The organism is Agromyces sp. NPDC029043 (assembly GCF_055564615.1).
On the sequence record NZ_JBVHVX010000003.1, the window covers coordinates 104,501 to 119,986 of the forward strand.

Consider the following 15,486-nt stretch of genomic DNA (forward strand, 5'->3'; position numbering starts at 1 on the left):
CGACGGAGCCACGGCGGGGCGCGGGTCAGCGCTCGTTCTGTCGGGGGATGACGACCTGCTTGATGATGAGCAGCATGGCCGCGGCGATCGGAATCGCGACCAGGGCGCCGAGGATGCCGAGCAGCGCGCCGCCCGCGAGCGCCGCCACGACCACGAGCGCGCCCGGCACCTTCACGGCCCGGCTCATGATGCGCGGCGACAGCACGTACGCCTCGATCTGCATGTAGATGAGGTAGTACACGGCCGCCGTCAGCGCGGTCAGTGGCGACCCGATGCCCGGGATGAGGCAGATCAGCACGATGAGGATGGAACCGGTGAGCGTGCCGACGAGCGGCACGAGCGAGAACAGGAACGCGATGAACGCGAGCACCGCGGGGAACGGCGCCTGGATGATCGAGAGGAACGCGAAGCTCAGGAAGCCGTTCACGGCGGCCAAGGAGACCTGGCCGATGACGTAGCGGCCGACCGACTGCGTGATCTGCTCGGTGAGGTCGGCGAACCGCGCGCGTCGCGAGGCCGGGACGAGCTGGTACGTCGCGCGCTTCATGGCGTCGAGCGACGCGGTGAAGTACACGGTCAGGACGGCGACGACGATCACCGCGAACACGCCGCCGCCGATGGCGAGCGCGACCGCCCAGACGCCGCCGAGCAGCTCGCTGAGCTTGTCGGGGTTGGTGAAGAACTCGGTGAGCGCCGCGCCCGCCTGTTCGCTGATCTCGTCGATCTTCAGCAGCGGGAACTGCGCCTGGAGCCACTCGATCCAGTCGACCCGATTCAGCTGCGCCACGATCCCGGGGATCTGGGCGATCAGCTCGGCGACCTGGTCGACGATGATCGGGATCACCGCGAGCAGCAGCGCCGCGACGACGGCTGCGACGCCGAGGATGACCAGGACGATCGCGGCCCAACGCGGAAGCCCTCGGCGCTCGAGCCCGCTGACGGCGGGCTCGAGGCCGAGGGCGAGGAACAGCGCGGCCCCGATGTAGGTCAGGATCGTGGACAGGCTCGAGACGGCCGAGAGGATCAGGAGTCCGACGCCCACGCCGAGCGTGCCGACGAGGGCGATGCGGAACGCGTTCTGGATCCTCACCGCCGCGCCCAGGCCGTTCCCGTCCGCTACTTCCGGTTCGCGACCTGCTCGGCCTGCGTGAGCACGCCGCGCAGACTCTCGAAGTAGCCGGCGACGGCGTCGCGCTCGATCTTGATCTGCGCGAGGCGGTCCTCGGCGTCAGCGACGAGGGAGCGGGTGCGCTCCTCGGCGTCGGCGATGAGCTTGCGTGCCTGCGCGTGGGCCGCGGCGACGCGCTCGCGCGCCTCCTCATCGGCCTTCTCACGGGACGCGGCCGCTTCGGACCGAACCTCGGTCTCGAGTCGCTCGGCCTCGGCACGGCTCTGGTTGGTGCGGGCGATCGCCTCCTCGAGCTCGGCATTGGCGTCGTCGAGGAACTTCCTGGTCTGCTCGGCGGCCTGCTGCTGGGCGGCGAGGAGCTCCTGCTCGGCCTCGTCGCGCTTCGTGGCGAGCTCGGAGTCGAGGTCCATTCGCGCCCGCTCGATCTCGCGGCGCATGCGGTTGACCTCGTGCGTGGTCTTCTTCTTCATCGACGTGAGCTGATTGTCGAGGTCGATGCGCGCCTGCTCGGCCTCGGCCTCGAAGTCGGCGCGGGCCTGCTCCTGCTCGAGCGCGAGGTCGGCCCGCATCTGGTCGAGCTCGGCGGCGTGCTTGGCACGGATGCGGTCGAGCTCGTGCTGCAGCTTCAGGCGCGTGGTCTCGGACTCCCGCTCGAGGTCGACCGTGGTCTGCCGGCGCTGCTGCTCGAGCTTCGCGCGCTCGGCCTCGAGCTCGCGCTCGAGGTCGGTGCGCGCCTGCTCGAGCTCGTGGTCGAGCGCCGCGCGACGCTCCTCGACCTCGGCCGCAATGGCCGCGCGCGACTCCGCGGTCTCGCGCTCGAGATCGAGGCGGGCCTGCTCGGTCTCGCGGGCCAGGTCGATGCGGGCCTGCTCGGTCTCCTTGGCCAGCTCGGCGCGCTTCTGGTCGAGTTCGATCGCCACCTCGGCACGCGTCTGCTCGGTCTCCTCCTGGAGGCCCGCGGCGGCGGCGCGCGCCTCGTTCGCCTCGGTGTTGGCGGCGACCAGCATCTCGGCGGCCTTGCGCTCGGCCTCGGCGATGAGCGCGGACGCCTCGCGCTTGGCGGTCGAGCGCACCTCGGCCGCCTCGGTCGCGGCGGCGCCGCGGACGGATGCCGCGTCGCGCTCGGCGTCGTCGCGGAACTGCTCGCTCGACTCCTGCGCGCGGGCGACCATGTCGTCGGCCTCGGCACGCGCGTTCTCGAGGAGGCGGTTGGCCTGCGCGCGCGCTTCGGAGAGCGTGCGCTCGGCGAGCTCGTGCGCGTCGGAGCGCATCAGGTGCGCCTCGTCCTCGGCGGCGCGGCGCAGCTTCTCGGCGTCGATGTCGGCCTGGGCGATGAGGCGCGTGGACTGCTCCTCCGCCACGCGCAACGTGTTCTCGAGCTTGGTGCCGAGTCCGGAGAACGTGGGGCTGCCGACCTCCTCGAGCTCGGCGGTCAGCTCCTCGATGCGGGCGAGGAGTCGCTTGTTCTCCTTCTGCACCTCGCCGGACGCGTTGTTCGCGGCGATGATCTCGCGGCGGAGCGCGTTGATGCTCCGGTCGACCTCGTCCTTGTCGTATCCGCGGAAAACCTGCGTGAACTCGGTCTCTTCGACGGCCAATTCTTCCTCCGGAGTCGTGTCCCGCGATGTGGGGGGTTGTGGGGGTGCGCGGGTCGCCTCCGATCATACGGCCGGGCGCCCGCACGCGGGGCCCTCGTGTCCGTCCTGTGACCGCAGGGTCGGCCCGCGCCGCCGCGGGTGGCCCCGCCCCGCCACCATCCAGTCATCGGTGAGGCGACTCCCAGACAGGGTCGGTAGTGTTGGGTGTCTTTGTCGGATGCCGCGTGGGCGGCCTGGAGGTAACTGCGTGCGATTCGTTCTCGCCATTCTGGCGTTCGCCGCCGCGGCCGTGCTGATCGGTTTCGGCATCGCGCAACGGACGGTCTTCCTGGAGCCCGATGAGGTCTCCCTCGAGACCGTCGTCGACAGCCAGGCCGATTACATCGTGCTCCAGCCCGACGCCCTCGCGGCGAACCCGGGCAAGCAGACCATCACGGTCTCCGGAGCCGAGTCCGTGTTCCTGTCGTACGGTCGCACCGCCGACGTCGAGGCCTGGATCGGCGACGACTCGTACGTCGCGGTCGGGTACGACGCCGAGACCGGCGAGTTCACCGACGAGGTGGTCACCTCCTCGACCGCCGACGACGACACGCCCGCCACGCCGGCACCGGAGGCCGGCGCCGCCTCCGAGGCCGAGACGCCGGCGGCCTCGCCCGCCGGAAGCGACCTGTGGCTCGACGAGCTGACCGGCGAGCGTACGCTCACCACGACGGTCGACGTGCCCGAGGGCATCTCGGTGCTCCTCGCGTCCGACGGCACCGAGCCGGCGCCCGGCTCCATCGAGGTGGCCTGGCCGCTCGACAACTCCACGCCGTGGGCGGGACCGCTCATCGTCGGCGGTGCACTGGTGTTCCTCGTGGGCATCGCTCTGGTCGTCTCCGGGCTGATCGCCCACCGCCGCTCGCGCGGCCCGCGCCGCAACCTCCCGCGCGGCCCCAAGGGCAAGCTCGCGCGCGCGCCGCGTCCGTCGCGGTCGCAGCAGAGGGCCGCATCCGGCGCCGGACCTCGGCGATCGCTGGGCCGCCAGCGTCGCGCCCTCGTCGCACCCCTGCTGCTCGTGCCCGCGCTCGCCCTCTCTGCCTGCTCCGCCGACTACTGGCCCGACCTCGGCTCGGCACCCGAGACCACCGCGCCTGCGACGCCGGTGGCGACTGCCGACGGCGACGAGGAGACCGAGGAGTCGGAGGCGCCCGAGGTCGTCCCGGCCGTCACCGTGCCGCAGATGGAGCGCATCATGCGCAGCATCGCCGTCTTCACGACCGAGGTCGACGAGGCCCGCGACACCGACCGCCTCGGGGAGCGGTTCACCGGCCCTGCGCTCGAGGCGCGCACGGCGAACTACGCGATCCGCGGCTCGATCGCCGAGCATCCCGCACTGCCCGCCATCCCGGCTTCGCCGCTCACCCTCACGCTCCCGCAGCAGGCGACCGGTTGGCCGCGCACGGTGCTGACGATCGCGAAGAACAGCGACGACGAGACCGTGGCGCCGACCGCGCTCGTCCTCCGACAGGAGTCCCCGCGCGAGAACTACAAGGTGCTCTACGCGACGGCGCTCGTGCCCGACGCCGACGTGCCCGAGGTCGCCCCGGCGAGCATCGGCGCGCCGCCGATCAACCCCGAGTTCAAGGGCCTCGTCATGCCGACCGGCCAGGTCGCGCCGGCCTACGCCGACGTCCTGCTGAAGGGCGACGAGTCGCCGCACGCGGCCCTGTTCGACCCCGAGGGCGACGTGATCCGCCAGCAGCTCGGCGTCGAGGGCCAGAAGGCCATCGCCGAGGCGCTGCCCGACACGGCCGACATCGCGTTCTCGAACGTGGTGGGCGACAGCCCGACGGTCGCGCTCGCCACGAACGACTCCGGAGCGCTCGTGACCGTGTCGCTCGAGCAGACCGAGAAGGTCACCCCGAACGACGGCGGTACGATCGGGTTCGAGGCCGGCGCGCCCGGTGCCGCCCTCTCCGGATTCAGCGAGAAGAGCGCGAAGGGCGTCCAGCGCGTGATCGGCATCCAGCTCATGTTCTACGTCCCCGCGGTCGGATCCGACGAGCAGATCCGACTGCTCGGCTGGTCGGAGTCCCTCATCGGAGCATCGGAGGTCCAGTGACGAACGCCGTTCCCCCGCAGCAACCCGCGAACCTCCGCGGCGCGGTCGACCTGTCTGCGCTGGTGCACCGCGACGAACGGCGGGCCGATGCCGCGCCGGGCGGAGACACGCCCGGCCGCGCGCAGGGCGGTGTGGTGGTCGCGACCGACGACCAGGGCTTCGGCCAGGTGCTCGAGCTCTCGCGCACGGTGCCCGTCGTGGTCGTGCTCTGGGCCTCGTGGAGCGAGCAGTCCGTGCAGCTCGTCGAGTCCCTCGAGCGGCTCGTGCGCGCCCGTGGCGGCCGGCTGGTGCTCGCCGCGGCCGACGCCGATCGGAGTCCGCAGCTCGTCCAGGCCCTGCAGGCGCGCGCCATCCCCACGCTCGTGGCGCTCGTCGCCGGGCAGCCCGTCCCGCTGTTCGAGGGCGTCCAGCCCGACGACGTCATCGAGCAGGTGTTCGACCAGCTGCTCGAGATCGCCGAGCGCAACGGCGTGACCGGCCGGGTGTCCGGCGAGGATGAGGGGGCCGAGCCCGGCGAGCCGGAGGAGCCGGCGGAGGAGCCGCTGCCGCCGCTGCACCAGGAGGCGTTCGACGCGATCAGCCGCGGCGACTACGCCGCCGCGGCATCCGCGTACAAGACGGCCATCGCACAGGATCCGCGCGACGACCTCGCGGTCGCCGGCCTCGCGCAGGCGAACCTGCTCGGGCGGCTGCAGGGCAAGACGCTCGACGAGATCCGCAATCGCGCGGCGTCGGCGCCCGACGACCTCGAGGCGCAGCTCGACGTCGCCGACCTCGACCTCTCGGGCGGGCACGTCGACGACGCCTTCGCGCGCCTGCTCGACCTCTTCCCGAAGCAGGATGCCGCGGGCAAGAACACGGTGCGCGAGCGCCTGCTCGAGCTGTTCCAGGTGGTCGGCGCCGAGGACCCGCGCGTGACCGCGGCGCGTCGCCGGCTCGCGATGCTCCTGTACTGAGGTCTCGGTCCGCGCCCGGATCCTCCGGGTGCTCCCTGCGTCACTCGGGCTGGAACCACACGGCCGCGAGCGGCGGCAGCGTGAACACCGCCGAGGCCGGCTTGCCGCCCCACGGCTCGTCGGTCGCCTCCACCCCGCCGAGGTTGCCCACGCCCGAGCCGCCGTACTCCGCGGCATCCGTGTTCAGCACCTCACGCCACCGACCGGCCGACGGGACCCCGAACCGCACGCCCTCGTGGGGGCGCCCCGCGAAGTTCACGATGCAGAGCAGCGGCCGGCGCTCGCGGTCGTAGCGCAGGAACGCGATCACGTTGAGGTCGGCCGCGCCGCCCTCGACCCAGTCGAAGCCGGCGGAGTCGTCGTCGAGCTGCCAGAGCGCGGGCGTGTCGCGGTAGCGGCGGTTCAGCGCGCCGACGAGCTCGGCGAGCTGGCGATGGCTCGGCTGGTCGAGGATCCACCAGTCGAGGCCGCGCTCCTCGCTCCACTCGGAGAGCTGCCCGAACTCCTGCCCCATGAAGAGCAGCTGCTTGCCCGGGTGCGCCCACATGTAGGCGAGGTACGCGCGGGTGTTCGCGAGCTGCTGCCAATGGTCGCCGGGCATCTTGCGCACGAGCGAGCCCTTGCCGTGCACGACCTCGTCGTGGCTGATCGGCAGGATGAAGTGCTCGCTGAACGTGTACAGGAACGAGAACGTGAGCTCGCCGTGGTGGTGCGAGCGGTACATCGGGTCGCGCTGGATGTACTGCAGGGTGTCGTGCATCCACCCCATGTTCCACTTGTAGCCGAAGCCCAGGCCGCCCGACGTGGTGGGGGCCGTGACGCCGGGCCACGAGGTCGACTCCTCGGCGATCATCACGACGCCGGGGTTGCGTTTGTACGCGGTCGCGGTGGCCTCCTGCAAGAAGCCGATCGCCTCGAGGTGCTCGCGGCCTCCGTACCAGTTCGGCAACCATTCGCCGTCCTCGCGGGAGTAGTCGAGGTAGAGCATGGATGCCACGGCGTCGACGCGCAGGCCGTCGACGTGCATCTCCTCCAGCCAGAACAGCGCGTTCGCGACGAGGAAGTTGCGCACGCGCGGGTTGCCGTAGTCGAAGACGAGCGTGCCCCAGTCCTTCTGCTCGCCGCGGCGCGGGTCGGCGTGCTCGTACAGCGGTTCGCCGTCGAAGCGCGCGAGCGCCCACTCGTCCTTGGGGAAGTGCCCGGGCACCCAGTCCATGATCACGCCGATGCCGGCCTGGTGCAGCCGGTCGATGAGGTACTTGAGGTCGTCGGGGCTGCCGAATCGCGAGGTGATCGCGAAGTACCCGGTGACCTGGTAGCCCCACGAGCCGCCGAACGGATGCTCCGCGAGGGGCAGGAACTCGACGTGCGTGTAGCCGAGCCACTGCAGGTACTCGACGAGCTCGTCGGCGATGTCGCGGTATCCCTTGCCCGGCCGCCACGATCCGAGGTGGAGCTCGTAGATGCTCATGGGCAGCTCGTGCGGGTTCGAGTGCGCCCGCCGCGACATCCACTCGCCGTCGGCCCACTCGTGTTGCGAGGTCGCGACGACCGACGCGGTCGCCGGCGCGACCTCGGCGCGGCGAGCCATCGGGTCGGCCTTCATGACCCACGCGCCCGACTGGGTGAGGATCTCGTACTTGTACGACGCCCCCGGCTCCACGTCGGGGACGAAGAGCTCCCAGACGCCGCTGGCGCCCATGTTCCGCATGGGGTGGCCCACGCCGTCCCAGCGGTTGAAGTCGCCGACGACGCGCACCGCGCGGGCGCGCGGAGCCCACACGGTGAACGACACGCCGCGCAGCGGGCCGGTCACCGACGGGAACTCCCGGTGGTGGGCGCCGAGGACCTTCCACAACTCCTCGTGGCGGCCCTCCGCGATGAGGTGCAGGTCCACCTCGCCGATGGTGGGCGCATACCGGTAGGGGTCGTCGGCGGTCCACTGGCTGCCGTCGCCGTAGCGGGCGCGTACGCGGTATCCGGTCGGCCCGAACGCGCCAGCGCCCGCCCAGACGCCGTACGCGACGTGCTCGAGCGGCAGCTCGGTGCCGTCGTCGAGCAGCGCGTCGACGCTTGCAGCGAGCGGCCGCCGCACGCGGATGACCGTGTGCGCGCCGCCGTGCGCCGGCGCGTCGAACCCGTGCTGGCCGAGCACCGAGTGCGGGTCGTGGTGGCGGCCCTCCGCGACGGCGAGGATGAGGTCGTCGGGCACCGGGGGCGCCTGGACGGGGGAGGTGTCGGTCATGAGGCGCCTCGAATCACTCGGAGGATGTGCACGGGCTGGGTGAACGCGTCGAGGCGCACGTAGTTGTGCTCGCCCCAGTCCCAGCGTTCGCCGGTGACGAGGTCCTCGACGGCGAACGTCGTGCCGGGGTCGAGGTCGATCGCGGCGAGGTCGAGGTGCACGGTCGTCTCGCGCACCGAGTGCGGGTCGACGTTGGCGACGACGAGGATGGTGTCGTGGTCGGTGTCGGCGTGTCCGTCGATGAACCGCCCCTCGAGGTGCTTGCTGTAGACGAGCACCGAGTCGTCGTCGCTGTAGTGGAAGCGGATGTTGCGCAGCTGGCCGAGCGCGGGGTGCTCGGCGCGGATGCGGTTGAGGATGCCGAGGTAGAGCGCGAGCGAGCGACCCTCCTTCTCGGCGGCCACGAAGTCGCGCGGCTTGAACTCGTACTTCTCGTTGTCGATGGCCTCCTCGGCGCCGGGACGGGCGACCGACTCGAACAGCTCGAAGCCCGAGTAGACGCCCCACGTCGGTGCGGCGGTCGCGGCGATGGTGGCGCGCACCGTGAACGCGGCCGGCCCGCCGAACTGGAGGTACTCGGTGAGGATGTCTGGCGTGTTCACGAACAGGTTGGGCCGCATGAAGTCGGCGGTCTCCTGCGACACGCTCGTCAGGAACTCCTCGAGCTCCTGCTTCGTGTTTCGCCAAGTGAAGTACGAGTACGACTGCTGGAAGCCGACCATCGCGAGCGCCTGCATCATGGCCGGGCGGGTGAACGCCTCGGCGAGGAAGACGACGTCGGGGTCGGTCGCGTTGATGTCGCCGATGAGGCGCTCCCAGAACGCCAGCGGCTTGGTGTGCGGGTTGTCGACGCGGAAGATCCGCACGCCCTGCTTCATCCAGTGCCGCACGATGCGGGTCACCTCGACCACGAGGCCCTCGAAGTCGTCGTCGAAGTTGATCGGGTAGATGTCCTGGTACTTCTTCGGCGGGTTCTCGGCGTACGCGATCGTGCCGTCGGGCAGCGTCGTGAACCACTCCGGGTGCTCGGTCACCCACGGATGGTCGGGCGAGGCCTGCAGCGCGAGGTCGAGCGCGATCTCGATCCCGAGGGCGGCGGCCCGGCGCACGAACGCGCGGAAGTCGGCGAGGCTGCCGAGGTCGGGATGGATGGCGTCGTGGCCGCCCGCCGCGCCGCCGATCGCCCACGGCGAGCCGGGGTCGTGCGGGCCGGGGTTCAACGTGTTGTTCGGCCCCTTGCGGAACGCGACGCCGATGGGATGGATCGGCGGCAGGTACACGACGTCGAAGCCCATCGCGGCGACGCCGTCGAGCCGGCGCTGCGCCGTGCGGAACGTGCCCGACTTCCACGAGCCGTCCTTCTTCAGCTGCCGCGCGCCCTCGGAGCGCGGGAAGAACTCGTACCAGGAGCCGACGCCGGCACGCCGGCGCTCGACGACGATCTCGTGCTCCTCGGAGTCGGTCGTCAGCCGCGCGAGCGGCCGCACGTCGAACTCGGCGAGCAGCGGGTCGTGCAGCAGGGCGCGGCGGGCGGATGGCTCGCCATCGGTCGCACGCAGCGCCGCCGCGTAGGCCCTCAGGCGCTTGCGCACCGCCGCGGGCCGCTCGACCTGCTTGGCCCCTCGTTCCGCCAGGCGCGCGCCGATCTCGTACATGAGCTCGACGTCGACGCCGGCGTCGATCTTGACCTCGGCGTCGTGGATCCACGTGCCCACCTCGTCACCGAACCCCGTCACGTGCCACGACCAGGCGCCCGTCTCGTCGAGCCGCGCCCTGGCCTCCCACCGGTCGGTGCCGGCCGCGAGCGGCGACATCCGGTGCCGTTGCACCGCACCCGACGGGCTCGTGAGCACGAGCATGGCCCCGACCAGGTCGTGCCCCTCGCGGAAGACCGTGGCGCGGAACGGGACCACCTCCCCGGCGAACGCCTTCGGGTTCCATCGCGGATCGGGCAGGGCGGGCGTAAGCCGGGTCACGGGGATCCGGCCGGCACGAACGGGTCGGCTGGTCACGTTCCGACCGTAGCGCGGATGTCCGGCGAACGGCAGCACGGTTTCGCCCGCATGACGAGGCGTGCTACGGCTGCTCGCTCGCGCCTCGCGACCGGATCGTGATGTCCGTTCACCCGGATGTCACACGCGCCCGCCTAATGTGGTCCCGTGAAGCCGATCCGCAAGTTCACCGTCCGGGCCGTGGTGCCGCCGCAGCTCAGCGCGCTCGAGGAGCTCGCCGCGAACCTCCGCTGGTCGTGGCACGAGCCGACCCGACGGCTGTTCGAGCACATCGACCCCGTCGGCTGGCGCCGGTCCGAGCGCGACCCCATCGCGTTCCTCGGCGACGTCGACCCGCGCCGGCTCGAGGAGCTCGCGCACGACGAGGGCTACGTCGGCTGGGCCGAGCGCGAGCGGGAGGGCCTGCGCGCCTATGTGAGCGAGCCGCGCTGGTTCCAGTCGCTCGGCGCCGACACGCCGCGGACGATCGCGTACTTCTCGCCCGAGTTCGGCATCTCGGCGGCACTGCCGCAGTACTCCGGCGGGCTCGGCATCCTCGCCGGCGACCACCTCAAGGCCGCGTCCGACCTCGGCGTGCCCCTGGTCGCCGTCGGGCTGTTCTACAAGGCCGGCTACTTCTCGCAGGCCATCGCACCCGACGGATGGCAGCAGGAGCGCTATCCCGCGCTCGACCCCGACGGGCTGCCGCTGTCGGTGCTGCGGCGAGCCGACGGCACGCCCGTCCAGGTCACGCTCGCGGTGCCGGGCGATCGCAGCCTGCACGCGCGCGTCTGGCAGGCCGCCGTGGGACGCGTGACCCTGCTCCTGCTCGACACCGACATCCCCGCGAACGACGACGACCTCCGCCAGGTCACCGACCGGCTCTACGGCGGTGGGGGCGAGCACCGCCTGCAGCAGGAGCTCCTGCTGGGCATCGGCGGCGTCCGCGCGCTGCGTGCCTGGAGCGAGCTCACCGGCCGCCATTTCCCCGACGTGTTCCACATGAACGAGGGCCACGCGGGCTTCCTCGGCCTCGAGCGCATCTCGGCCTGCATCGGCGAGGGGCTCACGTTCGACGAGGCGCTCCAGTTGGTTCGCGCGGGAACGGTGTTCACGACGCACACGCCGGTGCCGGCGGGAATCGACCGCTTCGACCGCACCCTCGTCGCCGGGTACCTCGAGTCGGGCCTGCTGCCCGGCGTCGACCCGGCCGACGCGCTGCCGCTCGGTCTCGAACCGGGAGCGCACCCCGACGAGAGCGCCTTCAACATGGCGTTCATGGGACTCCGGCTGGCGCGGCACGCCAACGGCGTCTCGAAGCTGCACGGCGAGGTCAGCCGCGGCATGTTCGCCGACCTGTGGCCGGGCTTCGATCCCGACGAGGTGCCGATCACCTCGATCACGAACGGGGTGCACGCCCCCACGTGGACCGACCCCGCCCTGCTCGAACTCGCCGAGGAGCGACTCGGCACGGGCGACACCGAGCACGCCGACTGGATGAGCCAGGCCGTGAGCGACGCCGAGCTCTGGAGCGTCAAGCGCGGCATGCGGCTGCAACTCGTCGAGGATGCCCGCCGTCGTCTCGCCGCGGCCTGGGCCGACCAGCACGCGGGGGCCGTCGCGCCCGACTGGGTGCGCCGCGTCCTCGACCCCGACGTGCTCACGATCGGCTTCGCGCGCCGCGTGCCCACGTACAAGCGCCTCACGCTGATGCTGCAGGACCCCGACCGGCTCGCCGCGATCCTCACGAACCCCGACCGGCCCGTGCAGTTCGTGATCGCCGGCAAGGCGCATCCCGCCGACGAGGAGGGCAAGCGCCTCATCCAGAAGCTGGTCCAGTTCGCGCAGCGCCCCGACCTGCGCGAGCGGATCGTGTTCCTGCCCGACTACGACATGGGCATGGCCGAGACCCTCTACCCGGGCTGCGACGTCTGGATGAACAACCCGCTCCGCCCGCTCGAGGCGTGCGGCACGTCCGGCATGAAGGCGGCCATGAACGGGGCGCTGAACCTGTCCATCCTCGACGGATGGTGGGCCGAGTACGCCGCCGATGACCACGGCTGGGTCATCCCGACCGCCGATGCGGCGCCCGACCCCGGTGAGCGCGACCGGCTCGAGGCATCCGCCCTCTACGACCTCATCGAGCACCGCATCACGCGCCTGTTCTACGACCGCGACCACGACGGGGTTCCGACCGAGTGGATGACGCGCGTGCGGCGCACGCTCGCGAACCTCTCGCCCGAGCTGGGCGCCGACCGGATGGTGCGCGAGTACGTCGAGCGGCTCTACCGCCCCGCGGCCGAGCACGCCGCGCTCGTCGGCGCGAACGGCGCGAAGCCCGCGCGCGAGCTCGCGGAGTGGGTCGCCGGCGTCCGGGCCGCGTGGTCGGGCGTGCAGGTCTCGCACGTCGAGTCGGGCGGAGTCGAGTCGACGCCGCACGTCGGCGACGAACTGCACCTGCGCGCGCACGTCGCCCTCGGCTGGCTCTCGCCCGACGACGTGTCGGTCGAGGTCGTCTACGGCCACTCGCACGGCGACGACCGCATCGACGACGCGCGCATCGCGGTGCTCGAGCCCGACGGCACCTCCACGACGGATGCCGCGACCCGCGTCTACGTCGGCACCGTCACGCTCGACCGCGCGGGCGCGTTCGGGTACACCGTGAGGGTCGTGCCGCGCCACCCGCTCCTGCTCTCCGCCGCCGAGCTCGGCCTGGTCGCCGCCGCCGACTGAAGCGCTTCATCGAGAACGCTGGCCGCGGCTGCGCGGCACGCGTCAGCGGGGGCGCGCGATCGGGGCGTAGCGGCCGCCCGTGACGGCGATCAGGTCGTCGGGCGCCAGCTCGAGGTCGAGGCCGCGCCGGCCCCCGGACACGAACACGGACTCGCAGAGGATCGCGGTCTCGTCGAGTACGGTGGGCAGCGCCGTCTTTTGGCCGATCGGGCTGATGCCGCCGATGACGTAGCCCGTCTTCCGCTCGGCGACGGCCGGGTCGGCCATCTCGGCGCGCTTCCCTCCGAGTGCCGCCGCGAGCGCTTTCAGGTCGAGCTGGTCGGCGACGGGCACGATCGCGACGGTGAGTGCGCCGTCGACCGTCGCGAGCAGCGTCTTGAACACCCGCGCCGGTTCGAGGCCCAGCTTCTCGGCGGCCTCGAGCCCGTAGCCCGCCGCGCGGGGGTCGTGCTCGTACGCGTGCGCGGTGAAGCGGATGCCGGCGCGCGCGAGCGCGACGGTGGCCGGCGTCCCGGCCGAGCCATCCGTTCGCCTGGCCATCAGCGCCGCTCGGCCCGTTCCTCCGGTGGAACCGTGTCGTCGGCGTCGGGGAGCGCATCGACGTCGGTGGCGAAGGTCGATGCGGCCGCGGCGGCGGGGCCCGGCGACGGCTCACCGGTGGCGCGGAACAGGCGCATGGACTGCGGGGCCACCGCCATCGGCTCACCCGGAGCGAATCGCGCGCCGAGTTCGCCGTCGGGCTCCTCGCGCGAGGAGTCCCACAACAGCTCGTAGTCGTCGACGCCGGGATGCTCGGGCAGCAGGACCTCGGCATCGGTCTCCGAGGCGTGCACGACGAGGAGGATCCGGTTGTACTCCTCGACCTCGGGCGTCGACGCCGCCACGAACTGCAGCGTGCGGTGCGACGCGTCGTTCCAGTGGTCGATCGTCATGGTGTCGCCCTGGGCGTTGTACCAGTCCATCTGCGAGGCGCTCGGCACGGTCTCGCCGAAGCGCCCGTACCGCACGGGCCGCAGCGCCGGGTTCTCGTGGCGCAGCCGCAGCAGGTGCCGAGCGGTCGCCTCGAGCGCTGAGTCGCGGTCGACGCCGTCCCACGCGAGCCAGGTGAGCTCGGAGTCGTGGCAGTACGCGTTGTTGTTGCCGCGCTGGCTGCGGCCGTACTCGTCGCCGGCGGTGAGCATGGGCACGCCGGCCGAGAGCAGCAGCGTGCCGAGCAGGTTCCGGATGCTGCGCCGCCGCGCCGCAGCGATGTCGGCGTCGTCGGTGGGGCCTTCGACGCCGTGGTTGTAGGAGTTGTTGTGGTCGGTTCCGTCGCGGTTGTGCTCGCCGTTGCCGAGGTTGTGCTTGACGTCGTACGCGGTGAGGTCGGCGAGGGTGAACCCGTCGTGCGCGGTGATGAAGTTGAGGCTGGCCAGCGGGCCGCGCTCGGCGGCGAACGTGTTCGACGAGCCGGCGAGGCGCGTGGCGAACCGGCCGATGCCGCTTCCGGGCTCTCCCGCCCGTTCGCGGCGCAGGTCGCCGAGCCAGAAGTCGCGCATGCGGTCGCGGAAGCGGTCGTTCCACTCGCTGAAACCGGCGGGGAAGTTGCCCGTCTGCCATCCGAACGGGCCGACGTCCCAGGGTTCGGCGATGAGCTTCGACGCGCCGATGACGGGGTCGGCGAGCATGCCCTGCAGCAGCGGGTGGTCGGGGGAGTAGGCACCGAGCGCGTCGCGACCGAGCGTCGCGGCGAGGTCGAGCCGGAAGCCGTCGACCTGCAGCTCCTCGGCCCAGTACCGCATCGAGTCGAGCACGAGCCGCGTCGGGGCGTCGTGGCCGAAGTCGAGGGTGTTGCCGCATCCGGTCGTGTCGACGTAGCGTCCGTGCACGTCGTGCCGGTAGTACGACGCGTTGTCGATGCCGCGGAAGCTGTAGGTCGGGCCCTGCCGGCCCTCCTCGGCGGTGTGGTTGTAGACCACGTCGAGCACGACCTCGAGGCCGGCCTCGTGCAGGCGCTTGACCATGCCCGCGAACTCGCGGCGGACGGCCGCGGGCCCCCCGGCCTGGGCCGCGGCACTGGCGTAGGGGGTGTGCGGGGCGAAGAACCCGAGCGTGTTGTAGCCCCAGTAGTTGACCTGGCCCTGGCGCACCAGCCGCTGCTCGGGCACGAACGCCTGCACCGGCAGCAGCTCGACGGTCGTGACGCCGAGGCCCGTCAGGTACTCCAGCGACGCGTCGTGCGCGAGTCCCGCATATGTGCCCCGAAGCTGCTCGGGGATGCGCAGGTTGAGCTTGCTGAACCCGCGGACGTGCGTCTCGTAGACCACCGTGTGGTCGAGGGCCACGCGCGGCTTGGCGACCCCGCCCCAGTCGAAGCCCTCGGACTCGAGCGAGTCGAGCACGACGCCGCGCCACGAGCCGTCGGCCGCGGCCTGCAGCCCGCGCGCCCACGGGTCGAGCAGCGTGTGCACGGGGTTGAACGCGTGCTCGATGCCCGCCGGCCCGTCGACCCGCAGGCCGTACCTGGCGCCCGTGATCAGGGCGGCGGATGTCGCGCTCCACACGCCGTCGGCGCCGCGTTCGAGGGGCACACGGCTGGTCGCCCAGTCCAGGTCGTCGGGGTCGAACACGACCAGTTCCACGGAGGTCGCGTGCTCAGACCAGACGCGGATGCTCCCGCCGTCCGGTCCGCTGCGCACGCCCAGGTCGTGGAGCGGATCGGCGGAGGACATGCGAACTACAGTAGTTCGT

9 protein-coding genes are annotated in these 15,486 nt (G+C 71.9%); 3 read left to right on the forward strand and 6 right to left on the reverse strand.

Translation table 11 applies throughout. The features are described 5' to 3' along the window. Positions 1–25 precede the first annotated feature (25 nt). Positions 26–1,090, reverse strand: coding sequence for an AI-2E family transporter (locus ACZ4TW_RS05815; protein WP_465541076.1), 1,065 nt, complete (start codon positions 1,088–1,090; stop codon positions 26–28). A 26-nt stretch (positions 1,091–1,116) separates the two neighbouring features. Continuing rightward, the gene (locus ACZ4TW_RS05820; RefSeq protein ID WP_465541078.1) at positions 1,117–2,727 is read right to left on the reverse strand and encodes a DivIVA domain-containing protein; all 1,611 of its coding nucleotides are present in this window, start codon (positions 2,725–2,727) and stop codon (positions 1,117–1,119) included. A gap of 247 nt (positions 2,728–2,974) precedes the next feature. Between ACZ4TW_RS05820 and ACZ4TW_RS05825 the strand changes: the two genes are divergently transcribed. Then, the gene (locus ACZ4TW_RS05825) at positions 2,975–4,831 is read left to right on the forward strand and encodes a DUF8094 domain-containing protein (protein WP_465541079.1); all 1,857 of its coding nucleotides are present in this window, start codon (positions 2,975–2,977) and stop codon (positions 4,829–4,831) included. Continuing rightward, the gene (locus ACZ4TW_RS05830; protein WP_465541080.1) at positions 4,828–5,787 is read left to right on the forward strand and encodes a co-chaperone YbbN; all 960 of its coding nucleotides are present in this window, start codon (positions 4,828–4,830) and stop codon (positions 5,785–5,787) included. The genes ACZ4TW_RS05825 and ACZ4TW_RS05830 overlap by 4 nt, the downstream gene beginning before the upstream one ends. A 40-nt stretch (positions 5,788–5,827) precedes the next feature. Here ACZ4TW_RS05830 and glgB read toward each other — a convergent pair whose 3' ends face one another. Continuing rightward, entirely contained in the window at positions 5,828–8,032 is a 2,205-nt protein-coding gene (gene glgB / locus ACZ4TW_RS05835) for a 1,4-alpha-glucan branching protein GlgB (protein ID WP_465541082.1), read from the reverse strand. After that, positions 8,029–10,044, reverse strand: coding sequence for a maltotransferase domain-containing protein (locus ACZ4TW_RS05840; protein WP_465541084.1), 2,016 nt, complete (start codon positions 10,042–10,044; stop codon positions 8,029–8,031). The genes glgB and ACZ4TW_RS05840 overlap by 4 nt, the downstream gene beginning before the upstream one ends. A 147-nt stretch (positions 10,045–10,191) precedes the next feature. Here ACZ4TW_RS05840 and glgP point away from each other — a divergent pair, with 147 nt between their 5' ends. Beyond that, complete coding sequence (glgP, locus tag ACZ4TW_RS05845; RefSeq protein ID WP_465541085.1) at positions 10,192–12,756, forward strand: alpha-glucan family phosphorylase; 2,565 nt, start codon at positions 10,192–10,194, stop codon at positions 12,754–12,756. Positions 12,757–12,798: 42 nt separating this feature from the next. On the opposite strand, the gene ybaK is transcribed toward glgP, so the two are convergent. Further along, positions 12,799–13,296, reverse strand: a complete 498-nt coding sequence (ybaK, locus tag ACZ4TW_RS05850) for a Cys-tRNA(Pro) deacylase (RefSeq protein WP_465541087.1) — start codon at positions 13,294–13,296, stop codon at positions 12,799–12,801. Then, positions 13,296–15,467: a glycogen debranching protein GlgX gene (gene glgX / locus ACZ4TW_RS05855; RefSeq protein WP_465541089.1), complete on the reverse strand. Its 2,172-nt coding sequence runs from the start codon at positions 15,465–15,467 to the stop codon at positions 13,296–13,298. The genes ybaK and glgX overlap by 1 nt, the downstream gene beginning before the upstream one ends. Positions 15,468–15,486 lie beyond the last annotated feature (19 nt).